Annotated in this window: 26 protein-coding genes, 2 tRNA genes and 1 other RNA gene; 11 read left to right on the top strand and 18 right to left on the bottom strand. The window is 57.5% G+C overall.

Annotated features, from left to right (window positions below):
• Positions 1-92 precede the first annotated feature (92 nt).
• The gene (locus A3L10_RS07005; protein ID WP_088181115.1) at positions 93-824 is read left to right on the top strand and encodes a helix-turn-helix domain-containing protein; all 732 of its coding nucleotides are present in this window, start codon (positions 93-95) and stop codon (positions 822-824) included.
• 2 nt (positions 825-826) lie between these two features.
• Here the strand turns inward: A3L10_RS07005 and A3L10_RS07000 are convergent, their stop codons facing one another.
• Entirely contained in the window at positions 827-1,612 is a 786-nt protein-coding gene (locus tag A3L10_RS07000) for a 4-phosphopantoate--beta-alanine ligase (protein ID WP_088866962.1), read from the bottom strand.
• A gap of 204 nt (positions 1,613-1,816) precedes the next feature.
• On the opposite strand from A3L10_RS07000, the gene A3L10_RS06995 reads away from it, so the two are divergent.
• Both A3L10_RS06995 and gltA read left to right on the top strand, forming a co-directional pair.
• The gene (locus A3L10_RS06995) at positions 1,817-2,659 is read left to right on the top strand and encodes a sulfide/dihydroorotate dehydrogenase-like FAD/NAD-binding protein (RefSeq protein WP_088866961.1); all 843 of its coding nucleotides are present in this window, start codon (positions 1,817-1,819) and stop codon (positions 2,657-2,659) included.
• Positions 2,660-4,096 carry an NADPH-dependent glutamate synthase gene (gene gltA / locus A3L10_RS06990; protein ID WP_088866960.1) on the top strand — a complete coding sequence of 479 codons (1,437 nt, stop codon included), beginning with the start codon at positions 2,660-2,662 and terminating at the stop codon, positions 4,094-4,096.
• Positions 4,097-4,107: 11 nt separating this feature from the next.
• Here gltA and A3L10_RS06985 read toward each other — a convergent pair whose 3' ends face one another.
• Positions 4,108-4,572 carry a hypothetical protein gene (locus tag A3L10_RS06985; protein ID WP_088866959.1) on the bottom strand — a complete coding sequence of 155 codons (465 nt, stop codon included), beginning with the start codon at positions 4,570-4,572 and terminating at the stop codon, positions 4,108-4,110.
• Between the two features lie 129 nt (positions 4,573-4,701).
• Between A3L10_RS06985 and A3L10_RS06980 the strand changes: the two genes are divergently transcribed.
• Entirely contained in the window at positions 4,702-5,601 is a 900-nt protein-coding gene (locus tag A3L10_RS06980) for an MBL fold metallo-hydrolase (protein WP_088866958.1), read from the top strand.
• On the opposite strand, the gene A3L10_RS06975 is transcribed toward A3L10_RS06980, so the two are convergent.
• The 3 genes from A3L10_RS06975 to A3L10_RS06965 are packed head-to-tail and all read right to left on the bottom strand — an operon-like array spanning position 5,593 to position 7,419.
• Positions 5,593-6,384: an SDR family NAD(P)-dependent oxidoreductase gene (locus tag A3L10_RS06975; protein ID WP_088866957.1), complete on the bottom strand. Its 792-nt coding sequence runs from the start codon at positions 6,382-6,384 to the stop codon at positions 5,593-5,595. The two genes, A3L10_RS06980 and A3L10_RS06975, sit on opposite strands and share 9 nt — an antisense overlap.
• 4 nt (positions 6,385-6,388) lie before the next feature.
• Positions 6,389-6,943 carry a TetR/AcrR family transcriptional regulator gene (locus A3L10_RS06970; RefSeq protein WP_088866956.1) on the bottom strand — a complete coding sequence of 185 codons (555 nt, stop codon included), beginning with the start codon at positions 6,941-6,943 and terminating at the stop codon, positions 6,389-6,391.
• Positions 6,943-7,419 carry a flavodoxin domain-containing protein gene (locus tag A3L10_RS06965; RefSeq protein ID WP_088866955.1) on the bottom strand — a complete coding sequence of 159 codons (477 nt, stop codon included), beginning with the start codon at positions 7,417-7,419 and terminating at the stop codon, positions 6,943-6,945. The genes A3L10_RS06970 and A3L10_RS06965 overlap by 1 nt, the downstream gene beginning before the upstream one ends.
• Positions 7,420-7,515: 96 nt before the next feature.
• Here A3L10_RS06965 and A3L10_RS06960 point away from each other — a divergent pair, with 96 nt between their 5' ends.
• Positions 7,516-8,688, top strand: coding sequence for a nicotinate phosphoribosyltransferase (locus A3L10_RS06960; RefSeq protein WP_088866954.1), 1,173 nt, complete (start codon positions 7,516-7,518; stop codon positions 8,686-8,688).
• Between the two features lie 70 nt (positions 8,689-8,758).
• Here A3L10_RS06960 and A3L10_RS06955 read toward each other — a convergent pair whose 3' ends face one another.
• The 3 genes from A3L10_RS06955 to A3L10_RS06945 all read right to left on the bottom strand — a co-directional run bounded on the left by A3L10_RS06955 (position 8,759) and on the right by A3L10_RS06945 (position 10,428).
• A complete protein-coding gene (locus A3L10_RS06955) occupies positions 8,759-8,962 on the bottom strand; it encodes a ferredoxin (RefSeq protein ID WP_014013325.1) in 204 nt (67 codons plus the stop codon).
• A gap of 131 nt (positions 8,963-9,093) precedes the next feature.
• Complete coding sequence (locus A3L10_RS06950; protein ID WP_088866953.1) at positions 9,094-9,624, bottom strand: metal-sulfur cluster assembly factor; 531 nt, start codon at positions 9,622-9,624, stop codon at positions 9,094-9,096.
• Positions 9,625-9,687: 63 nt separating this feature from the next.
• The gene (locus A3L10_RS06945; protein ID WP_088866952.1) at positions 9,688-10,428 is read right to left on the bottom strand and encodes an ATPase; all 741 of its coding nucleotides are present in this window, start codon (positions 10,426-10,428) and stop codon (positions 9,688-9,690) included.
• Between the two features lie 108 nt (positions 10,429-10,536).
• On the opposite strand from A3L10_RS06945, the gene bpsA reads away from it, so the two are divergent.
• Together bpsA and A3L10_RS06935 are read left to right on the top strand one after the other, a co-directional pair.
• Positions 10,537-11,592 carry a N(4)-bis(aminopropyl)spermidine synthase gene (gene bpsA, locus A3L10_RS06940; protein ID WP_088866951.1) on the top strand — a complete coding sequence of 352 codons (1,056 nt, stop codon included), beginning with the start codon at positions 10,537-10,539 and terminating at the stop codon, positions 11,590-11,592.
• Entirely contained in the window at positions 11,589-12,266 is a 678-nt protein-coding gene (locus A3L10_RS06935; protein WP_088866950.1) for a nucleotidyltransferase domain-containing protein, read from the top strand. Before bpsA ends, A3L10_RS06935 begins: the two co-directional genes overlap by 4 nt.
• Before the next feature lie 3 nt (positions 12,267-12,269).
• Here the strand turns inward: A3L10_RS06935 and A3L10_RS06930 are convergent, their stop codons facing one another.
• From A3L10_RS06930 to ffs, 10 genes are all read right to left on the bottom strand, one after another.
• On the bottom strand, positions 12,270-14,087 hold the full coding sequence (locus A3L10_RS06930; protein WP_088866949.1) for an aldehyde ferredoxin oxidoreductase family protein: 1,818 nt from the start codon (positions 14,085-14,087) through the stop codon (positions 12,270-12,272).
• A 190-nt stretch (positions 14,088-14,277) separates the two neighbouring features.
• The gene (locus A3L10_RS06925; RefSeq protein ID WP_088866948.1) at positions 14,278-15,405 is read right to left on the bottom strand and encodes a tungsten cofactor oxidoreductase radical SAM maturase; all 1,128 of its coding nucleotides are present in this window, start codon (positions 15,403-15,405) and stop codon (positions 14,278-14,280) included.
• Between the two features lie 149 nt (positions 15,406-15,554).
• A tRNA-Gly gene (locus A3L10_RS06920) sits at positions 15,555-15,632 on the bottom strand.
• Between the two features lie 13 nt (positions 15,633-15,645).
• Positions 15,646-15,722 (bottom strand) — tRNA-Phe (locus A3L10_RS06915).
• Between the two features lie 91 nt (positions 15,723-15,813).
• On the bottom strand, positions 15,814-16,533 hold the full coding sequence (queC, locus tag A3L10_RS06910) for a 7-cyano-7-deazaguanine synthase QueC (protein ID WP_088866947.1): 720 nt from the start codon (positions 16,531-16,533) through the stop codon (positions 15,814-15,816).
• On the bottom strand, positions 16,530-16,934 hold the full coding sequence (locus A3L10_RS06905; protein ID WP_088866946.1) for a PIN domain-containing protein: 405 nt from the start codon (positions 16,932-16,934) through the stop codon (positions 16,530-16,532). Before A3L10_RS06905 ends, queC begins: the two co-directional genes overlap by 4 nt.
• Positions 16,922-17,158, bottom strand: a complete 237-nt coding sequence (locus A3L10_RS06900) for an AbrB/MazE/SpoVT family DNA-binding domain-containing protein (RefSeq protein WP_088866945.1) — start codon at positions 17,156-17,158, stop codon at positions 16,922-16,924. The genes A3L10_RS06905 and A3L10_RS06900 overlap by 13 nt, the downstream gene beginning before the upstream one ends.
• A gap of 43 nt (positions 17,159-17,201) precedes the next feature.
• Positions 17,202-18,104 carry a dihydroorotate dehydrogenase gene (locus A3L10_RS06895; RefSeq protein WP_088866944.1) on the bottom strand — a complete coding sequence of 301 codons (903 nt, stop codon included), beginning with the start codon at positions 18,102-18,104 and terminating at the stop codon, positions 17,202-17,204.
• Between the two features lie 36 nt (positions 18,105-18,140).
• Positions 18,141-19,139 carry a pyridoxal-phosphate dependent enzyme gene (locus tag A3L10_RS06890; protein WP_088866943.1) on the bottom strand — a complete coding sequence of 333 codons (999 nt, stop codon included), beginning with the start codon at positions 19,137-19,139 and terminating at the stop codon, positions 18,141-18,143.
• A 49-nt stretch (positions 19,140-19,188) separates the two neighbouring features.
• Positions 19,189-19,502, bottom strand: an RNA gene (gene ffs / locus A3L10_RS06885) — signal recognition particle sRNA.
• 124 nt (positions 19,503-19,626) lie between these two features.
• Between ffs and A3L10_RS06880 the strand changes: the two genes are divergently transcribed.
• The 4 genes from A3L10_RS06880 to A3L10_RS06865 are packed head-to-tail and all read left to right on the top strand — an operon-like array spanning position 19,627 to position 23,000.
• Positions 19,627-21,063, top strand: a complete 1,437-nt coding sequence (locus tag A3L10_RS06880) for an FAD-dependent oxidoreductase (RefSeq protein ID WP_088866942.1) — start codon at positions 19,627-19,629, stop codon at positions 21,061-21,063.
• Positions 21,060-21,563 (top strand): 4Fe-4S dicluster domain-containing protein, encoded by a 504-nt coding sequence (locus A3L10_RS06875; RefSeq protein ID WP_088866941.1) that lies wholly within the window; start codon positions 21,060-21,062, stop codon positions 21,561-21,563. The genes A3L10_RS06880 and A3L10_RS06875 overlap by 4 nt, the downstream gene beginning before the upstream one ends.
• A 5-nt stretch (positions 21,564-21,568) precedes the next feature.
• A complete protein-coding gene (locus A3L10_RS06870; RefSeq protein ID WP_088866940.1) occupies positions 21,569-21,841 on the top strand; it encodes a (2Fe-2S)-binding protein in 273 nt (90 codons plus the stop codon).
• Complete coding sequence (locus tag A3L10_RS06865; RefSeq protein ID WP_088866939.1) at positions 21,834-23,000, top strand: NAD(P)/FAD-dependent oxidoreductase; 1,167 nt, start codon at positions 21,834-21,836, stop codon at positions 22,998-23,000. Before A3L10_RS06870 ends, A3L10_RS06865 begins: the two co-directional genes overlap by 8 nt.
• Positions 23,001-23,015: the final 15 nt, after the last annotated feature.

Genomic DNA, 23,015 nt, shown 5'->3' with positions numbered 1-23,015 from the left:
GGGAGCGTAGGGCGAGGAGTTTTTAAGCTTGAGGGCGGGGATGTTAGGCAATTGCCGAAAAGCTTATAACGATTGACGAATATTTTACCAACATGCTTGAAAAGGAGAAAGAAGCCCTAGCCAAGAGAATCGCAGGAGAAATAACCCTCTCCTCCGACCCCGGCAAAACAATGCGCAAATGGCGCGAAATCTTCGGAATCAGTCAGACAGAACTCGCCGAATACCTCGGCGTCTCTTCTTCGGTCATAAGCGACTACGAGGGCGGCAGGAGGAAGAGTCCAGGTGCGTCGACCATAAGGAAGTTCGTGGAGGCCCTCCTGGAGATCGACGAGCGTCGCGGTGGAAACGTCATCAAGGCGTTCAGCAAGACCATCGGCAGCGAGCTTCCGACGAGCGCGATACTCGACATCAGAGAGTTCGCACTGCCCCTCACGATTAGGGACCTGGTCGGGGCCGTAAAGGGGGACGTTGTCGCCAACATGCACCTCATAGACAGGCGCATATACGGCTACACCGTCGTTGACAGCATAAAAGCGATCCTCGAGATGAGCAGCGAGGAGTTCCTCAAGCTCTACGGCTGGACGACGGAGAGGGCGCTGATATTCACCAAGGTCACCACCGGAAGGAGCCCGATGATAGCGGTCCGTGTTCAGGGGCTCAAACCGGCCGTTGTGGTTCTCCACGGAGTCAAGAAGCTCGATGAGCTTGCAGTGAAGCTAGCCGAGCGCGAGAGAGTCCCACTGGTCATCTCTCACGCGTCAAGTGAGGCGGAGCTCATAACCGGCCTCAGAAGGCTCGTCGAAAAAACTGAGAAGGAGCTATGAGCTCACTCCAACCTCTCCTTGCGCCACACCCCACCCTGGGCTAGCCTGGTTAACCTATCCCGTATGTGTGCGAGTACGTCGCTCAGCGTTTTTCCGTTGTCGTATTCCTCCAGTATCGCGAGAAGCTCCTCCCTGCTGTAATCCTTCATCTCCCTGGCCAGTTCAGTCATTCTCGGATACGCGCGGACTATGTTGTCAACTATCGTTATGTCCGCCATCCTCGCCGAGCGGGAAAGCGGGTTGAGGTCAACGGTGATCACGAACTTACCCATTCTGACGAGGGCCTCCGTTCTGTCGCCGTCCTCCAGCGGGACGACCACCACGTCGGCCTTCCATATGCCCTCCTCGTCAACCTTTCCGCGCTCGTGCTCCAAGCCGGGGATGCGCTTCGTGGGGTTTATTCCCAGGAGCTCCACATCGGGGTCGTGCTTCCTCAGCTCCTCCGCTATCGCCCTAACGCGCTCTTCCGTGCGGTAGAATAGGTTTATCTCGAGCTTGGCGTTTAGCGCTTTTGCCAGCTCTATCGTCTCCTTTGGAACGAGTGCCGCGACGTTGCCGTTGACCGAGATAACTGGGTGCTTCGCCAGGATTAGCTTAGCGACGGCGGCTTTCATCGCCCTCTCGGCAGGCTCTATCGTCCTTTCCCCTATGAGGTAGTCGAAGGCCTCACCGCGGCCGTGGGCTATCAGCCCGGCCTTGGCCGTCATGCCCTTCTCCATTCCCTCGATGATCTTCTCCCTGTAGTACAGGCTCCAGTAGCGCGGGTGGCTCTTCGGTATCTCCACCATTCCTATCACCTATTGAAGTTACGCACTCATGCTAAAAAGGCTTCCCAAAGCAAAAGACGCCCTCATCGGGCTCTAAAGGGGGACGCTCCGGCCTTGTTTTGGGCGAAAAGGAGTTCTAAACCTTTGGTTTAAAAAACTGTTATAAACCTAAAGTTCAGAACTAAAGGTGAACAAAGCTGTTCACTAGCACGGGAGGTTTCATCCATGTACCGAATTACTGCAAAAGAAGAACTGGATGTTAGGGATTTCTTTATGGAGGTCGAGGCACCGCACGTGGCAAGGGCCTGGAAGCCGGGTCAGTTCGTTGTTTTGCTGATACACAAGAAGGGTGAGAGAATTCCAATGTCCATTTACTACGCCGACAGGGAGACCGGAAGGATAGGAATGTTCATCAGGAGGCACGGAAAGACCAGCTTTGACCTCTGGGACAACTTCGACGTTGGCGATTCCCTCTACGCGGTCGCGGGCCCGCTCGGAACGCCAATCGAGGTCAAGTACTACGGAAACGTCGTCTTCGTCTCCGACGCCGTCTGCGGTCAGGCCGAGAACTACGCCACCCTCAAGGCGATGAAAGAGGCCGGAAACTACACGATCTCCATCCAGACCTTCGAGGACAGGGCCCACTCCTACCCCGAGAAGTTCCTGGCAAAGCCCGTCGCCGATGAGTACTACCTCACCACGGAGGACGGCTCGCGTGGAATCAAGGGACACTACCTCGACGTTCTGAAGGAGCTCATCGAGAAGGACAAGGTCGACATAGTCTTCGGCGGCGGAAAGCTGGGCTCGCTCAAGAAGCTCGCCGAGCTGACCAGGGAGTACGGAATCCCGACCATAGTCACCGTCAGGCAGATAATGGTGGACGGAACCGGCATGTGCGGCTCCTGCAGGATACTCTACGACGGCGAGATAAAGTTCGCCTGCCGCGATGGGCCGATGTTCGACGCCCACAAGGTGGACTGGGACGACGTCATAAGGCGTGACAGCAGGTTCGTTCGCGAACAGGAGATAGCCAAAAAGCACTACCTCGAGTCCAGGGGGGTGGTCTGAATGGCGAAGCCAAAGCTCATCAAGGAGCGCGTTCCCACACCCGAGAGGCCCGTTGAGGAGCGCGTTAAGAGCTTCGTTGAGGTCAACCTCGGTTACGACTTCGCCTCCGCGCTGAAGGAGGCGGAGCGTTGCATACAGTGTCCGCCGGAGTACGCCCCGTGTATCAAGGGCTGTCCCGTTCACATCAACATCCCGGGATTCCTGAAGGCCCTCCGCGAGAACGCTGACAATCCGGACGAGGCCGTCAAGAACGCCCTGCGCGTTATCTGGAACGACAACACCCTGCCCGCTGTCACGGGCCGTGTCTGCCCCCAGGAGGACCAGTGTGAGGCCCCGTGCGTCATGGGCAAAGTGGGAGACCCGATAAACATCGGAAAGCTCGAGCGCTTCGTGGCCGACTACGCGCGCGAGAGGGGAATCGACCAAGAGCTTCTCAAGGAGTTCATAGCCGAGACCGATGGGAAGGGCAGGGTTGCCGTCGTCGGCGCCGGACCCGCTGGCCTAACCTGCGCCCTCGAGCTGGCGAAGATGGGCTACAAGGTTACCATCTTCGAGGCCCTTCACGAGGCCGGTGGAGTGCTCATGTACGGCATCCCCGAGTTCAGGCTGCCGAAGGACATCCTCAAGACCGAGCTGGAGAAGCTCGAGAAGCTCGGTGTTGAGGTGAAGACCAACTACATCGTCGGCAAGACCGTCACCGTCGAGGAGCTCCTTCAGGAGTACGACGCCGTTTTCATAGGAACGGGCGCCGGAACGCCCAAGCTGCTCAACATACCGGGAATCCTGCTCGACAGGATTTACAGCGCCAACGAGTTCCTGACGAGGGTCAACCTCATGAAGGCCTACCTGTTCCCCGAGTACGACACGCCGATAGCCGTTGGGAAGAAGGTTATCGTCATAGGTGCCGGAAACACGGCCATGGACGCGGCGCGCTCCGCGCTCAGGCTCGGCGCCGAGGTTACGATCGCCTACCGCCGCGGGAGGGAGGATATGACGGCCAGGGTGGAGGAAATAGGCCACGCCGAAGAGGAGGGCGTCAAGTTCGAGTTCTTCCTCACGCCGGTCGAATTCATCGGCGACGAGAACGGCAAGGTCAAGGCCGTTAAGTTCGAGAAGATGCGCCCGCTCGAGGAGAGGGACAGGCGCGGAAAGAGGAAGATAGTCGGAACCGGCGAGTACGTGACGATAGAGGCCGACACCGTCATCATAGCCATCGGCCTTGAGCCCAACAAGATACTCGTTGAGGCCAGCGGCTTTAAGGCCAACCCGGACGGAACGCTGATCGTCGACGAGAACCTGATGACCAGTATCCCAGGAGTCTTCGCCGGTGGCGACGCGATAAGGGGAGAGGCGACGGTTATCCTGGCGATGGGAGACGGAAAGAAGGCCGCGAAGGCGATAGACGAGTACATAAAGGACAAAAAGGCCAACGCATGATTCCTTTCTTTTTACCACTGCCTTTTTCTATCCCCCACGAAGAACTTCATGAAGCCCGAGAAGTCCTCACCGCGGAATGCCGCGTAGAGGCTCTGGGTTTCCTCCGGGGTTAGCCACTCGATCCTCTCTGGAATTCCCTCCTCGAAGAGGTAGAGTATCTCGTCGTCCTTTCTGGCCACGTCTAGGGTGTAGATCTTCTTCCCGTGTTTCCTGGCTATCTCAATCTCCCTGACGACCAGGGAAGTGAACTTGCCGACTATGGCTATCGCCACGAATATCTCGGCCTCTGGTATCAGGTGGTCGGTGGTTCTGAGGCCGTAGTCGGAGGGGATTACAAAGTTGTTGGAGCCGAGCTTTTCCTCGAGTATCTCAAGGAGCGCCCGCTCGGTGTGGGTGTGGTAGAGTATCGTCGGCTCGCTCAGGTAGACGAGCGGGCCGTAGGTTTCCTTCTTCTTTTTCTTGAAGAATCCAAGCATGAAACCACCTCAGGTGGGGATAATGTCATCATCTTGGCATCAGGAGGGATGACACTCTTCATCGGTCAACTTCCACTAACGGGCAGGACTTATTAAGGTTTAGCATGGAAGTCTAACATGGGGAGAATCATGAGGATCATTCCACTCGCCTCCGAAAGCCTTGGCGTGAGGAGCCTGGCAACCTTCGTTGAAGCATCCGGGATAAAAGCCCTCATAGACCCCGGCGTTGCCCTCGGCCCTAAGCGCTACGGCCTTCCTCCCGCAAGGGTCGAGATAGAGACTCTTCACAGGATGCGCCGCAAGCTTCAGGGCTACGCCCGAAGGGCGGACGTTGTCACCATCTCCCACTACCACTACGATCACCACACGCCTTTCTTCGAGGGCCTCTACGAGAGCTCCAGCGAGGAATACGCGGGAGAAATCTACTCCGGAAAGCTCCTCCTCATAAAACACCCGAGGGAGAACATCAACTTCAGCCAGAGGAAGCGCGCTTGGGCCTTCATGAAGAACGCCGAGCCGATAGCGGAGAGGATAGAGTTCGCGGACGGGGGGAGCTTCGACCTCGGCGGCGTTACGCTGGAGTTCTCCCCTGCTGTTCCTCACGGAAGCGAGGGTTCGAAGCTTGGTTTCGTTGTCATGGTCATGATTGACGACGGCTTCCGCTTAATCCACGCCAGCGACATTCAGCTCCTCAACAGGAAGGCCGTTGAATGGATAGTGGAGAAGAATCCGGACCTGCTCATCACAGGTGGCCCGCCGACCTACCTCGGAAAACGCGCCGAGGGCAGCTGGGAAACTGGCATCAAGAACCTCAACGAGATAATCCGCGAAACGGGGGCTGAGGTAATACTCGACCACCACATCATCAGGGACAAACGCTATCCGGAGTTCTTCGATGAGCTGGAGGAAACTCCAAAGACGTTCGCCGCTTACCTGAAGGTTGAGGACAAACCACTGGAGGCCTACAGGCGGGAGCTTCATAAAAGGGAAAGCGGAGAAAGCGTCGAGCTGCCCTTCAGGTTAGGTTGAGAGGAACCCACCATCAACTGGAATCACCGCCCCGTTGACGTAGCTCGCCAGGTCGCTCGCCAGGAACAGCATGACCCTGGCTACCTCATCCGGCTGGCCGAAGCGGCCCATCGGGAGGCGCGCGTTGAAGTTGAACGAGATGCTTATCTTCTCCATGTCGAACTTCATTATCGCCTCCTTCTTGAGCCTCTTCACGCCCTCTGTCTCTATGCCCCCCGGAACCACTACGTTGGCCCGGATTTTCTTGCCGTAGTCCCTGGCTATCGCCCTGGTGAGGGCAACCACGCCAAGCTTGGCCGCGTCGTAGTGGGCAAGACCCTTGGCAAAGGGGAGAAAAGCTTCTATCGAGCTCACGTTGATTATCACGCCTCCCCTGTCCTTCCTTGCCCTGACGAAGTGCTGACACATCCAGAAGACGGAGTCAAGGTTTATCGCCATGACCCTCTCGTAGAACCCCTCGTCGACCTCCGTGAAGTCCTTGAACCAGTATACACCGGCGTTGTTAACCAGGATATCTGGCTCCCTGCCCCTCAGGGCCTCCCAGAGCGCGTCCACCTCAATCTTCTTCGAGAGGTCAACGCGGTGAATACCGACCTCGACGCCGAACTCCTCGGCGAGCGACTTGGTCTCCCTCAGCCCAAACTCGTCTATATCCACGAGTTCCAGGTCTGCCCCAGCCTCGGCGAAGCGAAGCGCCGTCGCGCGGCCTATTCCCGATGCCGCGCCTGTTATCAGGGCTTTCCTCCCCTCCAGGGAGATGAGATCGCCCAGAGGCCTTTCCATAAACTCATCCCTCCATAATCCTCAGAACCTCTTCCTTCATGTCCTCGACTTCGAAGAGCTTCCCCCCCGAGAGGAGGTGGTGAAGGGCGAGGCCGTCCACCAGCGCCCCCAGGAGCAGGGCCTTCTTCTCCGGATCCCTCGCGCCCGCATCCCTGAGAATGCTGGACACAGAGCCTAGGTACCGCCCGTAGAACTCGTCCCAGTCGGCGGTTTTGTTCAGTCTCAGGCTCTCCTCATACAGCTCCAGGAAAAAGCGTGAAAGCTTTGGACTGGTCGTTATCAGCTCAAACGCCGCATCCACGAGGGTTTCAAGCTTCTCCCTGCCCGAGAGTCCCTCCAGCCTCGCCGTGAGGTTCTCCAGCCACTCGTCGAGGAGCGTGAACAGGACGGTTCTGGCGAGGTCGTACTTGCTCGGGAAGTGGTGGAAGAGGCCGCCCTTTGAGAGGCCTGCTTTTTTCGCTATCTCCTCCATGGAGACGTCGTGGTAGGACTTCTCACTGAACAGTTCGAGGGCAGATTCCACTATCCTTCTCCTGGTTTCCTCTCCCTTCATCCCCATCACCCCGGATGCTCGATTCCGAGCCCTCTTCCATCTTCGAAGGCCTCAACGACCCGCATTATCCAGCCCCTGGCTTCGTCTATCGTCCCTTCGTTCTCACCCAGTATCCAGCCGTCGAAGACCCGGGCGGCGATTATCCTCCCCTTGATGGGCTCGGTCATCATCCTGAGGTACCTCCGCTCGGTGTATCTCCTACCGAGCTTCCCGAACCTGTCGGCTATGCAGAGTATGAAGACCGCGACCTTCTTTCCTTTCAGGCCGTTCTTCGATGCGATGAACCTCCCGATTCCCGGTAGGGGACGTTCGTAGTAGATGGGCGCCCCGATGACCACGAGGTCGCAGTCATCAACGTCCGGATTCTGCCCCGCGTTCCATGCACGGGCTTCGAAGCCTCTCTCCCGGAGGGCCATTTCCATCGCCCGCGCCACCCTCTCGGTCGAGCCCCTCTTGGAGTCGTAGACTATGCAGACCTTCATTATTTCACCTACCGACCGGTCGGTTTTTAGTCTTATAAGCCTTTTCCCGGAAAGCCTTAAATCGGATGGCGAGAACTCCCTATCAGGTGAGGAGAAATGAGAGACTTCTACATCGCCCACGAGGAGGATATCAAAGCCGGAAAGACCACTGACGTTTACTTCATCAGGACGAAGAAGATACTCGTCGAGAAGGGCATCCACAGGAAGGTTTTCGCCGACGTGACAACGACTTCCCTTCCGAAGGGCTGGAAGTGGGGGGTTCTGGCTGGTATTGAAGAGGTCGCAAAGCTCCTTGAGGGGCTCCCCATAAACGTCTATGCGATGCCGGAGGGAACGATATTCCACCCCTACGAGCCCGTCCTCCAGGTAGAGGGCTATTACAAGGAGTTTGGAATCTACGAGACCGCTTTGCTGGGAATGCTCAGCCAGGCCACGGGAATAGCCACCGCCGCACTCAGAACGAAGATAGCGGCGGACTTCAAACCTGTCTACTCCTTCGGCATAAGGCACATGCATCCGGCAATAGCGCCGATGATAGACCGCTCGGCATTCATAGGCGGCTGCGACGGTGTCAGCGGCGTTCTGGGTGCTGAGATGATGGGGGAGAAGCCCGTCGGCACGATGCCCCACGCGCTCATCCTCGTCGTTGGCGACCAGGTGAAAGCCTGGAAGTACTTCGACGAGGTCATTGAGCCCGAGGTTCCGAGAACCGCTTTGGTGGATACGCTCTGTGACGAGAAGTTCGAGGCCCTGATGGCTGCAGAAGCCCTGGGCGAGAGGCTCACCGCGGTCAGGCTCGACACCCCGAGCTCCAGGAGGGGCAACTTCAGGAGGATAATCGAGGAGGTCCGCTGGGAGCTCGACCTCAGGGGTCATGAGAACGTCAAAATCTTCGTGAGCGGCGGTCTCGACGAGGAGAGTATAAGGGAGATAGTGGACGTTGCGGATGCCTTCGGCGTTGGCGGCTCGATAGCGAGCGCCAAGCCCGTTGACTTCTCGCTCGACATAGTTGAGATAGAGGGGAAGCCGATAACGAAGCGCGGCAAGCTCAGCGGAAGGAAGCAGATATACCGCTGCGAGAACGGCCACTACCACCGCGTTCCAGCGGGCAAAAAGCTCGAACGCTGCCCGGTCTGCGGGGCGAAGGTTGAGCCGCTCCTCAGGCCGCTTATCGAGAACGGAGAGATAGTGGCGGAGCTGCCGAAGGCGAGGGAGATAAGGGAGTACGTGCTCGAGCAGGCCGAGAAGTTTGGACTTGGCCTGGAGTGACTTCCTCTTCTTTTAAATCTTCCAGGACTTTCAGAAAAGCGAGCCCAATGAAGGGGAAAAAGAAGAGGCTTCAGGCCTCCTCGACGTAAATGCAGCTGACCGGGCAGGCCTCAGCGGCCTCGACGGCGCAGTTGTAGAGGTTCTCGTCCTCGATAACCTCGACGATGACAACGCTCTTGCCCTCATCGTTCATCTCGAAGATGTCCGGGCAGAGGCTGGCACAGATGGCATCTCCGATACAAACGTCCTGGTCAACCCTAACCTTCCAAGCCATGGGAACATCACCGGAGTTAGATGAACCCAGGCGAATATAAACTTTTCGTCGAGGAAAGGACTCCGAAAGACGAAAATACGTGGAAAAGGGGAGCAAACCGCCCGTTGATGAACAAAAATTGACAGAATGGGTCAGTAGAGTCCAAGTCTCTTCTTGTACTCCGGGCTGATTCTGTCGGGCGTCCAGGGCGGGTCGAAGGTTAGCTCGATTTCGGCGTCCTTAACGCCGGGGATTTCGAGAACCTTGTCCTCAACGGCGCGAAGAATCCACATCGTGAGCGGACAGCCCGGGGTCGTCATCGTCATCTTCACGTACACGGTTTTATCCGGCCTGACCTTTACCTCGTATATGAGGCCGAGGTTGACGACATCGATGCCGATTTCGGGGTCTATGACCTCCTTGAGCTTCTCAAGGACAAGCTCCTCGCTCAGCTCGGCGTTCTCTTCGACCTTCATCTCCCTCTCGCGGTTTATCGTTATAGTGCCCACCCCTTCAAGCTTTCCGAGCTTCGCGTTGAGCCTTATCAGCACGTCGTCGATGTTCGGGGTGTCCTTCGCGAGGGTGACGGCTACGTCCCCTTTCTCGTTCACCTCAACGGATTTTACGAACTTCTCGTCAACGATAGCTTTAACGACGTTCTCAACTTCCTCTTTCGTGACCATTATTCACCACCTGGGTGAAGTTCCGGATGACAGATTTAAACCTTTTGGGTCAGAAATGAGTAACTATCTGGACAGCACGTCCAGTATCAGCGCCTCGGCCATCTCGGGGGTTATTGCCCTGGCGCGGAGCTCCCGGAGAATCCTCTGCATGGCGAAGCGCTTTACGCTCGGTGCTTTCCTGAATGTCTCCCAGAGGATGGGACAGCCGAATTTGAGGTCGTATCTGCCCCCGATGATCTCGATTATCTCGGCCTTGTCCAGGGCTAAGAACGCTGGAAGGTTCAAGATAATGATTTCCTCGGTTTCGTAGATCGAGATGAGGCCCGAGCTGAGCAGATCGCCGCTGGCGAGGATTTTTATCCCGTTTTCCTTCGCGTACCCCTCCACGGCGGCCATTACCATCGAGTGGCACTTGCCGCAGATCGGCGCGCCCTTCTCCATCTGGGCGGTGATGACCTCAAGGTATCCGGGAACCTCGACGAAGACAGCCCCCAGCCGCTCTGCCCTCTCTACGACCGCCTCGTTCATCTGGGGAAGCCTGACCGTTACGGGCACCACCTCAAAGCCCGCCCAGCGGAGTATTTTGAGCGCGGCCGTGCTGTCGGAACCAGCGGAGAAGGCCAGGGCCATCTTAACGCCGACCGGAGAGCGGTCGAAGTCCTTCCCGCTCAGTCGGTATTCTATCAAGGCCTTCAGGCGGGAGTAAGCTTCTTCGCCGATTTCCCCTCTAACCCTCTCAAGGGCCTCTAGGTTGTACTCGAGGCGGTAGCGCTTGACGAACTCGTCTCCCACTGGCTTTATCATCGAAGGCCACTAAACGCCCCACTTATTAAACTTGCCGCTGGGAAAACCTTAAAAGAGACCCACCCTAACCCCGTTCACGAACCTAAAATGCTTCTGGAGGTGCTTGCGATGAGGGAGATAGTGGAAAAGGTTAGGGAGAAGACGAGCATCCCCGTTTACGAGAGAACCGTCGAGAACGTTCTGAGCGCCATCCAGGCGAGTGGAGACGTCTGGAGAATCGTTGACCTCAGCGAGGAGCCGCTCCCGCTCGTCGTTGCCGTTGTCACTGCACTCCATGAGCTCGGCTACGTGGCCTTCGACGGCCCGAGCGTCGTCCTCACCCAGAGCGGCAGGAAGCTGGTGGAGAAGTATGGAATAGGCGCCAGGAAGGACTACACCTGCTCCCACTGCGAGGGCAAGACCGTCGAGCTTTCAGCGTTCAGCGACCTCCTTGAGCAGTTCAAGGAGATAGTCAAAGACCGCCCGCAGCCCAAGCACGACTTCGACCAGGCCTACGTTACCCCCGAGACCACCGTCGCCAGGATAGCCCTCATGCACACGCGCGGGGACCTTGAGAACAAGGAGGTCTTCGTCCTTGGCGACGACGATCTGACCAGCATAGCCCTCATGCTCAGCGGCCTTCCCAAGAGGATAGCGGTCCTCGACATAGACGAGCGCCTCGTGAAGTTCATCGAGAAGACCGCCGACGAGCTCGGCTACGAGAACATCGAGATGTTCACCTTCGATTTGAGGGAGCCGCTCCCGGACTACGCGCTCCACAAGTTCGACACCTTCATCACCGACCCGCCCGAGACGGTTGACGCCATAAGGGCGTTCGTCGGCAGGGGAATAGCGACCCTCAAAGGGCCCGGCTGTGCCGGCTACTTCGGCATAACGAGGCGCGAGAGCTCTCTCGACAAGTGGAAGGAGATCCAGAAGGTCCTCATCAACGAGTTCGGGGTCGTCATCACCGACATCATCAGGAACTTCAACGAGTACGTCAACTGGGGCTACGAGGAGGAAACCAGAGCCTGGAAGCTCCTGCCGGTCAAGGTCAAGCCGTCATACAACTGGTACAAGAGCTACATGTTCAGGATTCAGACCCTCGAGGGCTCGAAGGGCTTCGAGGAGAGGATTACGGTCGGCGACGAGCTCTACAACGACGAAGAGGCCTCGACCACATGAGGGCCAAAAGGCTCGCGGACTGCATACGGGAGAAGCTCGGCCGGGTCTCCGGCCTCCATTCCCTCATTCTGTACGGTTCCCTCGTTAGGGGCGACTTCGTTCCTGGAACGAGCGACGTGGACTTCTTTGTGGTCCTTGAGGACGGAACCGACCCGGAGTCCGTTCTCCTGGAGATAAAGCCGGTTCTCGAGGAGTGCTCATCGTCCCTCAACCCGGTGGAGGTTGACGTCGCCTGGGAATGGCTCTCAAATCTAAGCGACCCCATCAACTTGGGCTATCCCTACAAGTTTCTGACGGTCTACCAGCGGGATTTCAGAGAAAATCACGTTGTCCTGCTCGGGGAGGACGTGGTTGACATCATTCCGGAGTACCCCTTGGACGAACTCCTCCCTGGAAGGCTGGAGTGCATTTTGAGAAACCTCGAGCGCTTTTCGGGGAACCGGAAGATGCTCCACATCCTGGCCGGCGAAACGGCAAGGTTGATGGCCTTTCTGAACGGCTCCAGCCTCACGAAGGAGGACGTGCTGAGCACCCTGCGGAAACTCAGGGACGAGGACGCCGTGAGGATATACAGCGCCTACCTCGACGGCAGGAAGACGGGGTTCGACGAGCGCTTCCTCAGGGAGTTCGTGCTATCCAGGGTGAAGAAAATGGCAGAAAAGGTAAGAAAATAGGAATCAGAATTCTTCGATTCCGAGTTCCTTCATCTTCTCCTCGGTTATCTTTCCGTCCTCGGTCCAGCCGCGGAACTTGTAGTACTTCGGAAGCATCAGGTGCAGTCTGACGACGTGCCCCTTGTTCGGACCGTTCCTGACGGGCTCCTCGAGGAGTCTCTTCGGCAGGGTGTCCTCCTTGAGCGGGTCGAGGCCTGCCTTCAGGTTGAAGAGCCTCTCGGCGTTCCAGATGCGCTCGCCTATCTTTAGGTAGTCCTCGGTCGAGAGGTCCCAGCCCATAGCCGCGTTCAGCAGGTCGCGGTAGTCGTCCGCCCCGAGACCGAAGGTCGTGAAGACGCACATTCCCGCGGCGTCTATCAAAGCGGTTAAGTCTTGGAAGAGGATGACCATCTTGACCTTCTCGTCGCCGATGTCGTGCGGATCCATCTTGTACGGGTAACCGAGAATCTCGGGGCTGATCATGTACTGCTTGATGTGACAGCCGCCACGGTTGTTGGTGGCGTAACCGAGGCCGTGGCCTTCAGCTCCGCGCGGGTCGTAAGCCGGAAGCTCCTGCTTCTTGACGCCCATGAAGTACTCGGTGTGGCCGTACATCTCGGCGAGGCGGTAGCCGCCTTCAGCCAGCTTGTCACCGAAGCCCTCCCTCTTGGCGATCTTCTCGATGTAGTAGTGGAGAACCTCGCTGTTGCTCCACCTGAACGGGGGAGCCTCCTCTCCGAGGTCTTCCTGCTTGAGAATACCCTTCTCATAGAGCTCCATGGCCGTTGCGAGGGTTCCACCGAGGCTTATGGTGTCCAGACCGTACTCGTCCGCCATGTGGTTGGCGTGGATTATGCTCGCAAGGTCGTTTATGCCGTTGTGTGCTCCAAGCGCCCAGATGCTCTCATACTCTGGCCCTTCGGTTATTCCGAGGGTTGGGAGCTTGTTGACCCTTCCACAGCCGATCGGACAGGCGTAACACGGCTTGTTCCTGATGAGGTACTTCGCGGTCATGGCCTCACCGCTCTGCTCCTCCGCGTACTCAAACTGGCTGTACTGGAAGTTTCTCGTCGGATACAGGCCGTTCTGGTTGATGATGTTGACGAGAACTGCCGTTCCGTACTTCGGCAGACCGCCACCGGCAACGGGGTCGTTCCTCAGCTTGTCGGTCTTCTCCTTGACGACGCTCGTGAACTTCGCCCTGTCGGCGACCTCAACGCGCTTGTGGCCGCGGACTACTATCGCCTTGAGCTTCTTGCTGCCCATGACGGCTCCAACGCCACCCCTGGCGGCGGCACGGTGCTCGTCGTTCATAACGGCCGAGAACCTCACGAGGTTTTCACCGGCAGGGCCTATCAGCGCTATCCTGATGCGCTTGTCGCCGATCTCCTCCTTAAGGGCCTCCTCAGTCTCGCTCGAGGTTTTGCCCCAGAGATGACTCGCATCTCTAAGCTCGACACTCTCGTCGTTGATGTACAGATAAACCGGGTGGTCGGAGGCGCCCTCAACTATGATGGCGTCCCAGCCGGCAAACTTCAGCTCCGCACCGAAGAAGCCGCCGGAGTTTGCCATGGCGATGTAACCGGTCAGCGGGCTCTTGGTGATAACCATGTACCTTCCGCCGGTGGGCGCGGTTGTGCCAGTCAGCGGGCCGGTGGCGTATATAATCTTATTCTCCGGGCTCAGCGGGTCCGCGGTGGCGTCCATCTCCTTGAGGAGGTAGTAAATGCCGAAACCTCTCGTGCCCAGCCACTTCTTCGCGAACTCCTCGTCAAAGTGCTCTTCCTTAATGGTTCCGTTCGTCAAGTTCACTCTCAAAATTTTTCCCCAATACGCAAACATATTTCGAAGCCTCCAGCAGTTCTTGGAAGCATTTTTGTACATTGATGCTAATAAATTTGACGAAAGCAAAAGAATGCAACATTGATGCTATGGTAAGCACATTAGTTTAACAAACATCGAGGAGAGTTTTTTCGAACTTAAAAATTTTGAGGCCTGCTGAAAAAATGTTGATAAAAGTATGGATTTAACTTCACCAATATCCTTTCATGCCTTTTTCGGGTATCGGGCAGAGCACTATGCGCCTCGCCCAGAGGCAGTCGGCGCAGCTCGGCTTGTTGCTCCAGCAGTCTGACTCAGTATCCCACACGAAGGAACAGGACTCGTTGAGCGGACAATCCGCGCAGCTTGGATACAGCGAATTCTTGACGACGAAGCGGAACCAGGAGTAATCCCTGCTGGTCCATATCTCCTTGAGGCTCTTCTCCTTAACGTTCCCAAATGAGTACGCTATTACCCTCTTCTCCCTTCCGAAGACTATCTCCGGGTATGTGTGCAGGAAGCGGTAGCACGGGGCGACCTCGCCGTCCCAGCGTATGACGGCCACGTTCTTCTCCACGAACTCGCAGTGCCTCTCCGTCCTCAGGGAGAACTCCGCGAGCTTGTAGATGTAGCCGTGGTACACGGCCTCGAGCTTGTCTACTATCGGCTTCATGTCAACGCTTCCGTCGTAGACTATCAGCTTCGCGTGCTCCTTCGTTATTGGAATCAGGTTTGAGATGAGGACGGTGTCCACGCCCAGCGACCCCACGTAGTGTACTATGTCTATGAGCTCGGCGTAGTTCTCCTTGGTGACCACCACCTCGACCCCTATGTGCGGGACGTCGCTTCCGAGCTTCTTCTTGACCTCCTGGATCTTCCTGATCCTGGAACCCGTAACGTCTGGCTTTATGTGCCCTATATCCACCGGTTGGGTGGGCACGGAGTCCACCGAGAAGTATATCAGATCGAGGCCGAGCTCAACGAGCTCCTCTATGCGTTTGTCGGTGAGAAGAAAGCCGTTGGTGCTTATTCCCAGCGCAAATCCTCTCCTCTTGACCTCCTTGGCCATGTCCATGAACCTCGGATGAACCGTGGGCTCGCCTATTCCTCCGAAGTATATCATCTCCAGCTCAGGAAGCTCCTCCGCATCGTCTAGAATCTTCATGAAGAGTTCCCAGTCCATATCCCCCTCGGGGTCCTCCCAGTACTGCTTGAAGCACATCTCGCAGCGGAGGTTGCACCTGTTGGTTATTTCGATGTAGAGATACTTCAAATCAGGTTTTTTGGGGATAAGAACGAAAGCACCGTTGAGCTCGAACCTATGAGCGTCTTTCTCCAACGTAACCCACCTAAAGACGAAGTAAAACGGTGGCCTTTATAACGTTTAGTGGACAGATGTGGGCAGCGGAGAACCCTCGGATCAATTTAAGTCGGTGAAAACCGGAAAATAATGGCTGACGAGCTTGACCCGGGAGAAGTTTGTTAGAATGGTGCGGTGGCCGGGATTTGAACCCGGGTCACCGGCTTGGAAGGCCGGTGTCCTAGACCAGGCTAGACTACCACCGCGTTGCTGAGAAAGTGGTGGGGCGAGGGGGATTTGAACCCCCGACACCCGGATCTTCAGTCCGGCGCTCTCCCAGGCTGAGCTACCGCCCCACGCCCAATGGATAGGGTAGAGAGCGAATTTATAAATCTTGCGGTGGCTCAGAAGCGGGGCCGTTGAAACGGAGAGGGTTTGGGGAGGAGGTCATATCCTCGGCTCCACGGCGTAAACTGTCCTGTCCTCCCCGATGGCCTCGATCAGACCGCGGTGGCGCCTCACACAGCTCTCGCACTGGCCGCAGTGTATCGGCTTGCCGTCCTCCGTGAAGCCCCTCGGCATGTAGCAGGAGTTGGAGTACTCGTACTTCGCGTCCAGCTCCTTAAGGAGCCTGGCTATGCCCCTCTTGTCAAGGTCTATGAGCGGAGCGACGACCCTCACATCGGCCATGGTTCCGTACTTTAGCATCTCGTTCATCCTCTCGACGAACTCCGGGGTGTTGTCCGGGAACGTTGCCCCCTCTTCAGCGTTGAAGCCGACTATTATGTCCCCGCCTCCGAGTGCATCGAGGAGCGAAGCCGCGACGCTTATCAGCACGACGTTTCTTGCCGGAACCCAGACGCTTTTCGCCGTCTCCTGTGCAACGCTCATGTCCTCAAGCTCCTCGGCAGTAACCTTCGGCGTCTCACCTCCAACGAGGGTCGTCCCCCTCAGCTTTGAGAACTCCTCGAGGAAGTCGAGGCGGACTATCTTCAGCGGGACGCCCAGCTCCTTCGAGAAGAACTCGGCAACTTTGTTCGTGACCCTCTCCTCGTTGCTTCCGTAGTTCACGGTGAGCAGGATGACCTCGTCGTAGTTCCTCTTCGCCCAGTAGAGGCAGGCCGTCGAGTCAAGCCCACCCGAGAACAACACCACAGCGCGCTTCATTCCAACTCCTCCGGGAGCAGTTTAATTCCCAATTTTGCAGCACGGTTTCTAAGCTTTTTATCGTATGTGGCGAGGGTTCCTATGTCCTTCGCTGTGGCGAGGACTACGGAGTCGTTGTAGTGCGTCAGGCTAAGGTTCTCCAGCAGTTCAAAGCCTTCGAGCAGATATTGCCTGTCGTCAGCAAGGGACGTCCTCGGATCAAAGAGTATCTGCTCGACGAGTTCTTTCGCTTCTTCGGTGCTGAAGCCAAGCTTCCTGAAATTCCAAACGGTTTCATAAATCACTATCGTCGGCACAATCCAGCGGTCAAGGGAATGAATGAGTTCCATGGCGTTCTCGTGATACTCGGAATCCTCAACGGCAGCATAGATAAAGACGTTTGAGTCGATTACTGCCCCCATGTCATTTCCTCCTCCATAGCCTCCTCTGAAATTCTCTCAAGCTCCTCCGCCGTGAGCTTTCTCCCGAGTTTGAATGTTTTCCAGGTTTTTTTGGCCCTTTTGATAACTATCTCATCTCCCCTGATCTCAACTGCAAGGTATTCGCCCTCCTTTATTCCGAGGGCCTTCCTAATCTCGGCCGGAATCGTTATCTGGTAATTGCGGGTGACCTTTGTTATCGGCATAGTAGTTCACCATAGTATAGTAGAGTTTTCTACTATAAATGTCTTACTCCAGCGCCAGGCCGACTATATCCCTCACGCTCGAAAAGCCCTCGCTTTCGAGGTATCCATCTATTCCCTCGTTTATCTCCCGGAATACCTTCCACCCACGGAGCGAGACGGCGGTACCAACCTGAATGGCCGAGGCTCCGGCGAGGAGAAACTCCACCGCGTCCTGCCACGTCGTTATGCCGCCGATGCCTATGACCGGGATTTCAAGCGTTCTCGCGAGGTCGTAGACGGCCCTCAAAGCTACCGGCTTCACGCCTGGCCCCGAGTAGCCACCGACGTGGTTGCTCAGTATCGGCTTCCTCGCGTAGACGTCTATAGCCACCGCCTTCAGCGTGTTTATAGCAGAGACTGCATCTGCTCCCGCTTTCTCGGCCGCAAGACCGAGCTTCGTGATGTCGTCTATGTTCGGCGTCAGCTTCGCGATGACGGGCTTGTCCGTGGCGTCTTTAACTGCCCTGACCACTTCATATACGTTCTCCGGCTTCTGGCCGATCTCCATCCCGTAGCCCTTCGCGTGGGGACAGCTGAGGTTCAGCTCGAAGGCATCGGCGACATCGCTCAGCTTCTCCGCAAGGAAGGCGAACTCCTCTGGCGTTCCGCCGAAAATCGAGACTATGAGCGGGAAGTCAAAGGTGTATCCTTCGACCATCTCAAGGAAGCCCCTCCAGCCGGGGTTCGGCAGGCCCATCGCGTTTATCAGGCCGTAGGGGAGCTCCACAATCGTTGGATTATCGTAACCTGCCCTCGGCTCGATTCCGATTGATTTAGTGACCACCCCGCCGGCGCCCTCCTCGTGCGCCCTAATCCACTGCTCAGGAACCTTGTCGTTTATTCCCGATGCGAGAATGAGGGGATTCTCGAACCTTATCCCGAAAAGCTCCACTTCAAGGCTGACCATCTTGACACCCCGAAGGCAAAAAGGTGGAGGATGGCTTTAAGGCTTTTCCATGAGCCTGAGCATCTCCTCTCCGTAGTGGAACAGGCCGGGGGTCCCTCCCGTGTGGATGAAGAGCACGGTTTCGCCGAGCTCGTCGGTCTGGGCCATCTCCATGAGGCCGTGGAAGGCCTTTCCGGTGTAGACCGGGTCGAGGAGTATTCCCTCAAGCTTCGCCACGAGCCTTATCGTTTCCCCCACCTCTTTCACAATCTTCCCGTAGGCGCCGAAGCTGTAGTCGTGTATCCTCGGCTTTTTGATCCTGCATTTGGTTCCCAGAAGCTTCTGCGTCTCCTCGGCTAGTTCCACGACTCTCCCCTCCATGTCGCCGGCGAATATCCCGACGCCCATTCCTACGGGCTCCGTCTCCGCTCCAAGGAGGCTAAGGCCGAGGGTTATTCCCGCTAAAGTGCCGCCGCTGCCGACGGCGTCAACTACCGTGTCGAACTCGAGGCCAAGCCCGTTTGCCTGCGAGGCGATTTCTCCAACTCCCCTCACGTACCCGAGGGTTCCGATTGGGGAAGCGCCGCCTATCGGGATCAGGTACGGCTTTCTGCCCTCTGCCCTCAGCTCCCCGGCTATCTCCTCCGCCATAGGAATCAGGTCGGTCGTCTTCTCGGCCTTGAAGACCCTCGTCTCTATCCCGACCAGCTTGTCGAGGAGGTAGTTGCCCTTGAGCTCCTCCCTCCCGCGGAGAACGAGGAGAGCATCTAGACCTAAGCTCTTTGCGGCCAGGGCCGTCACGAAAGCGTGGTTCGAGTGGACCGCACCGAGGGTTATCACGGTATCGGCGCCCTTGGCCATCGCATCGCCCAGGAGGAATTCGAGCTTTCTTATCTTATTCCCGCCGATTCCAAAGCCTGTGAGGTCATCGCGCTTGACGTAGACGTCAACGCCGACCATCGAGCTTATCTTCGGAAGGTACTGGATCGGCGTTTCCCAGCCGATGAGCTCCACCCTTGGAAACCTGGCGAGAAGAGAGTCTATCTTTGGATGCATCTGGAATCACCGTACCTGAATACGTGAAGAAGCGCTAAAAGTTTAGTGGCAGCGGGCGCGCCCGGGGGTGGGAACCCTCCACCGTCCCCTTCCACCGGGGCTCGCTCACCCCCGCTACCCCACGAGCGCCGAACGTCCCGCCTACCGCTGCTCCCTTCCGGGCCTGGCGGGGTTCGGCGGGCAAAGGGAGTTAGCCCGGCCCTCCAGCCGGGCCCCTCCCACCGCCGGCCCCGTGGGACGAGGGATCACCGTTGTGCCCCGGCTTCCGGGGACGGCTTTGGGAACCGCCCCCCGGGCTTCGGCCCCGGCATATCGACGGTTTCCGGTTACAGGGGACGCCGAACCCCCCGGCCTAGCCCGCCGCCAGCTAACTTATCCGCCGCCCGATATATAAAGCTTTGGTACTCCCTGAAACCAAAGGTGAAGAACCTTCGGATTGAAAAATTTTCATAAATGCGTGAACGAATAGGTGCATGGGTGATACACCGTGCGCTTAACTGAGCATCCTGTTCTGCGTTTTGAGCGTGGCAGGGAGGTTACAATATACTTTGAAGGACGGCCGATCAAGGCATACGAGGGGGAAACGATAGCGACGGCCCTTCACGCCGCTGGCGTGAGGGTTCTGAACTACTCCGCCAACGAGAAGCGGCCCAGGGGGCTCTTCTGTGCCATCGGCAAATGCTCCTCGTGTCTGATGGTCGTGAACGGAATCCCAAACGTTCGCTCCTGCATAACCCTCGTTGAAGACGGCATGAGAATCGAGCCTCAGCGCGGAAAGGCCAAGCTGCCGAGGGAGGCAAAGCCGCCCGAGTTCAAGGACGCGAAGGTCGTCAAGGCGGATGTCGTTGTAGTTGGCGGCGGTCCGGCCGGGCTGATGGCGGCCATACATGCAGCAGATGCAGGGGCCAGTGTTATACTGATCGATGAGCAACCCATGCTCGGCGGCCAGCTCGTCAAGCAGACTCACAAGTTCTTCGGCAAACGCGAGCAGTTTGCAGGAGTCAGGGGGGTAGAGATAGCGAAAATCCTTGAGAATGAAGCAAGGAAGCGGGAGAACGTTGAAATCTTCCTTGAAACCTCCGCCGTCGGCATTTTCCAGGAGGGCGACGAGAAGCTCGTCCTGGCCGTTAAGAACAACCGCGAGCTGATAGAGTTCCGCGGAAGGGCGGTCATAGTCGCCACCGGCGCGATGGAGAAGATGATACCCTTCGAGAACAACGATCTGCCCGGAATCTACGGTGCCGGCGCGATTCAGACGCTTATGAACACCTACGGCGTCAAACCCGGCGATAGGGTTCTAATCGTTGGAGCCGGAAATGTGGGACTTATTCTGGCGTATCAGCTCATCCAGGCCGGCGTTGAGGTGAAGGCGATAGTTGAGGCCATGCCGAAGGTCGGCGGTTATTTCGTCCACGCGGCAAAGGTCAGGCGCCTGGGCGTTCCGATACTCACGAGGCACACCATCCTTCGCGCCGAGGGGAAGGAGAAGGTCGAGAGAGCTGTTGTTGCCCAGCTCGACGAGAACTGGCAGGTAATCCCCGGAACGGAGAGAACCTTTGAGGTCGACGTTATAGCACTCGCCGTCGGCTTGAGGCCCAGCATCGAGCTCCTTCACCAGGCCGGCTGCCAGATAAGGTACGTCCGTGAGCTCAGCGGTCACGTGGCCGTCCGCGACGAGTGGATGGAGACCACCGTCAGGGGAATCTTCGTGGCTGGCGACTCCGCTGGAATAGAGGAGGCAACGACCGCGATGCTTGAGGGTAAGGTCGCAGGAATTGCCGCCGCGCTTCGGCTGGGCATAGCGGACGAGGGCTGGCTCAAGGAGATGGAGAAGGCCCAGAAAGACCTCCTGGAGTTCCGCTCCGGGCCCTTCGGCAGGCACGTGCTCGAGGGCATAAAGAAGGCACTGGTGGTGAGAGAATGAGCGAGATTCCGGAGTACCTTAGAAAGGGCTACATCACCCCTGAGGAGCTTGAAAAGTTCATCCCCCTGCCGAGCGAGGAGAGGCTCAGGAAGAGGCCCGTCGCCGTTCCGGAGTGCCCGCAGGAGATACCCTGCGCTCCGTGCAGGGAGATATGCCCCACCGGGGCCATAAGCATGCCCACTCCGAACGACCTGCCGATAGTCGATTACGACAAGTGCATCGGCTGCTCCCTCTGCGTTCAGATCTGCCCTGGTCTGGCCTTCTTCATGGTGCACTACGTCGGCGATAAAGCGAGGATAACTATGCCCCACGAGCTCCTTCCGGTTCCAGAGAAGGGCGAGGAGGTCGTCCTCCTCAACAGGGTCGGCGAGCCCGTTGGAAAGGGGAAGGTGCTCACGGTCGTGCCGAGGGAGAAGAGCAAGGGTGACACGCCGATAATCATCGTCGAGGTGCCGATAGAGCTGGCCTGGGACGTCCGCGCCGTGAGGGTTGAGAGGTGATTGAAATGGGGGGAAAGAAAATCGTCTGTCGCTGTAACGACGTCACCGTTGAGGAGGTTGAGGCGCTCATCGATTCCGGCGTCACCGACATTGAAGAGATTAAAAGGCTTCTCCGCATAGGAATGGGCCCCTGCCAGGGAAGGACCTGCATTCCCATAGTGCTGTCGATCCTCGCGAGGAAGACCGGAAAGAGGCAGGAGGAGATACCGCTTCCAAAGGCTAGGGTCCCCACGAGGCCCGTTCGCGTAGAGGTCATAGTGGGTGGTGCCGATGAGTAAAATAGCCATCATCGGCGGCGGAATAATAGGCGTTGTCACCGCCTACGAGCTGGCGAAGCTCGGCGAGGAGGTAATCCTCTTCGAGAAGAACTACTTCGGCTCGGGCTCCACCTTCCGCTGTGCCACTGGAATCCGCGCCCAGTTCACGGACGAGGCGAACATCAGGCTGATGAAGCACTCCGTTGAGAGGTGGGAGAAGCTTGAGGAGGAGCTGGAGAGCGACATCGTCTTCAGGCAGACCGGCTACCTGTTCCTCGCGGCGAGCGAGGAGGAGGTCGAGGCGTTTAAGGCGAACATAAAGCTCCAGAACAAATTCGGCGTTCCAACGAGGCTCATCGACATGGACGAGGCCAAGGAGATAGTGCCGATTCTCAACACCGAGCCCTTCTTGGCCGGAGCCTGGAACCCGAAGGACGGCAAGGCGAACCCCTTCAAGACGCTCTTTGCCTACCTTTTCAAGGCTAAGGAGCTCGGCGTTGATGCGAGGGAGCACACCGAGGTCATAGGCTTCGAGCGCGAGGGGGATACCATAACCGCCGTGAAGTTCAGGAACAACGGAAAGGTCGAGAGCGTTAAGGTTGACGCAGTTCTGAACGCGGCCAACGCCTGGGCGCCGCTCATCAACGAGATGGCCGGCTTAAAGTGGGACCTCGTCCCCATCACGGCATACAAGCACCAGCTCGTCAAGACCGAACCTCTGGAACCCGGACAGGCCGAGCCGCTGGTCTGCCCGCCGAGCTGGAACGACGCCTACATAATCCAGGACGGTGAGGACGGCGGAATAATCTGCGGTGCCGGGATAGAGCACAAGGCCAAGAGCCTCGACGACTACGAGCCGACCTACGACTTCCTGCGCGGAGTTCTGGATTATGCCGTTAGAATCGCCCCGCCGCTTCGCTACGCTCACGTCGTTAGGCAGTGGGCGGGCTTCTACGCAAAGACGCCGGACAGCAATCCTGCCATCGGAAGGCTCCTCGACAACTTCTACATAGCGGCGGGCTTCAGCGGGCACGGGTTCATGATGGCGCCGGCCGTTGGGGAGGCGATGGCCGAGCTGATTTCAAAGGGCCGCTCGAAGGTTCCGCTCGACTGGGAGTGGTACGACCCGTACCGCTTCGAGCGCGGCGAGCTCCGCACGAGCGCCTTCCAGATAGGCTGAGCCTTTTCACTTTCT

Source organism: Thermococcus radiotolerans, assembly GCF_002214565.1.
Lineage (GTDB): Archaea > Methanobacteriota_B > Thermococci > Thermococcales > Thermococcaceae > Thermococcus > Thermococcus radiotolerans.
This window is presented reverse-complemented; position numbering and strand designations above follow the sequence as displayed.

Excerpts from the sequence above, each read along its gene's own strand:
- A3L10_RS06955 (WP_014013325.1), bottom strand. The coding sequence starts at position 8,962 with ATGGCTTGGAAGGTTAGGGTTGACCAGGACGTTTGTATCGGAGATGCC.
- A3L10_RS06975 (WP_088866957.1), bottom strand. The coding sequence starts at position 6,384 with ATGGAAAGGCCTCTGGGCGATCTCATCTCCCTGGAGGGGAGGAAAGCC.
- A3L10_RS06865 (WP_088866939.1), top strand. The coding sequence starts at position 21,834 with ATGAGTAAAATAGCCATCATCGGCGGCGGAATAATAGGCGTTGTCACC.
- A3L10_RS06870 (WP_088866940.1), top strand. The coding sequence starts at position 21,569 with ATGGGGGGAAAGAAAATCGTCTGTCGCTGTAACGACGTCACCGTTGAG.
- A3L10_RS06960 (WP_088866954.1), top strand. The coding sequence starts at position 7,516 with ATGAGAGACTTCTACATCGCCCACGAGGAGGATATCAAAGCCGGAAAG.
- A3L10_RS07005 (WP_088181115.1), top strand. The coding sequence starts at position 93 with ATGCTTGAAAAGGAGAAAGAAGCCCTAGCCAAGAGAATCGCAGGAGAA.
- A3L10_RS06995 (WP_088866961.1), top strand. The coding sequence starts at position 1,817 with ATGTACCGAATTACTGCAAAAGAAGAACTGGATGTTAGGGATTTCTTT.
- A3L10_RS06935 (WP_088866950.1), top strand. The coding sequence starts at position 11,589 with ATGAGGGCCAAAAGGCTCGCGGACTGCATACGGGAGAAGCTCGGCCGG.
- A3L10_RS06950 (WP_088866953.1), bottom strand. The coding sequence starts at position 9,624 with ATGGTCACGAAAGAGGAAGTTGAGAACGTCGTTAAAGCTATCGTTGAC.
- A3L10_RS06965 (WP_088866955.1), bottom strand. The coding sequence starts at position 7,419 with ATGAAGGTCTGCATAGTCTACGACTCCAAGAGGGGCTCGACCGAGAGG.
- A3L10_RS06895 (WP_088866944.1), bottom strand. The coding sequence starts at position 18,104 with ATGGTCAGCCTTGAAGTGGAGCTTTTCGGGATAAGGTTCGAGAATCCC.
- queC (WP_088866947.1), bottom strand. The coding sequence starts at position 16,533 with ATGAAGCGCGCTGTGGTGTTGTTCTCGGGTGGGCTTGACTCGACGGCC.
- A3L10_RS06905 (WP_088866946.1), bottom strand. The coding sequence starts at position 16,934 with ATGGGGGCAGTAATCGACTCAAACGTCTTTATCTATGCTGCCGTTGAG.
- gltA (WP_088866960.1), top strand. The coding sequence starts at position 2,660 with ATGGCGAAGCCAAAGCTCATCAAGGAGCGCGTTCCCACACCCGAGAGG.
- A3L10_RS07000 (WP_088866962.1), bottom strand. The coding sequence starts at position 1,612 with ATGGTGGAGATACCGAAGAGCCACCCGCGCTACTGGAGCCTGTACTAC.
- A3L10_RS06980 (WP_088866958.1), top strand. The coding sequence starts at position 4,702 with ATGAGGATCATTCCACTCGCCTCCGAAAGCCTTGGCGTGAGGAGCCTG.
- A3L10_RS06900 (WP_088866945.1), bottom strand. The coding sequence starts at position 17,158 with ATGCCGATAACAAAGGTCACCCGCAATTACCAGATAACGATTCCGGCC.
- A3L10_RS06945 (WP_088866952.1), bottom strand. The coding sequence starts at position 10,428 with ATGATAAAGCCAGTGGGAGACGAGTTCGTCAAGCGCTACCGCCTCGAG.
- A3L10_RS06890 (WP_088866943.1), bottom strand. The coding sequence starts at position 19,139 with ATGCATCCAAAGATAGACTCTCTTCTCGCCAGGTTTCCAAGGGTGGAG.
- A3L10_RS06930 (WP_088866949.1), bottom strand. The coding sequence starts at position 14,087 with ATGTTTGCGTATTGGGGAAAAATTTTGAGAGTGAACTTGACGAACGGA.
- bpsA (WP_088866951.1), top strand. The coding sequence starts at position 10,537 with ATGAGGGAGATAGTGGAAAAGGTTAGGGAGAAGACGAGCATCCCCGTT.
- A3L10_RS06875 (WP_088866941.1), top strand. The coding sequence starts at position 21,060 with ATGAGCGAGATTCCGGAGTACCTTAGAAAGGGCTACATCACCCCTGAG.
- A3L10_RS06985 (WP_088866959.1), bottom strand. The coding sequence starts at position 4,572 with ATGCTTGGATTCTTCAAGAAAAAGAAGAAGGAAACCTACGGCCCGCTC.
- A3L10_RS06970 (WP_088866956.1), bottom strand. The coding sequence starts at position 6,943 with ATGGGGATGAAGGGAGAGGAAACCAGGAGAAGGATAGTGGAATCTGCC.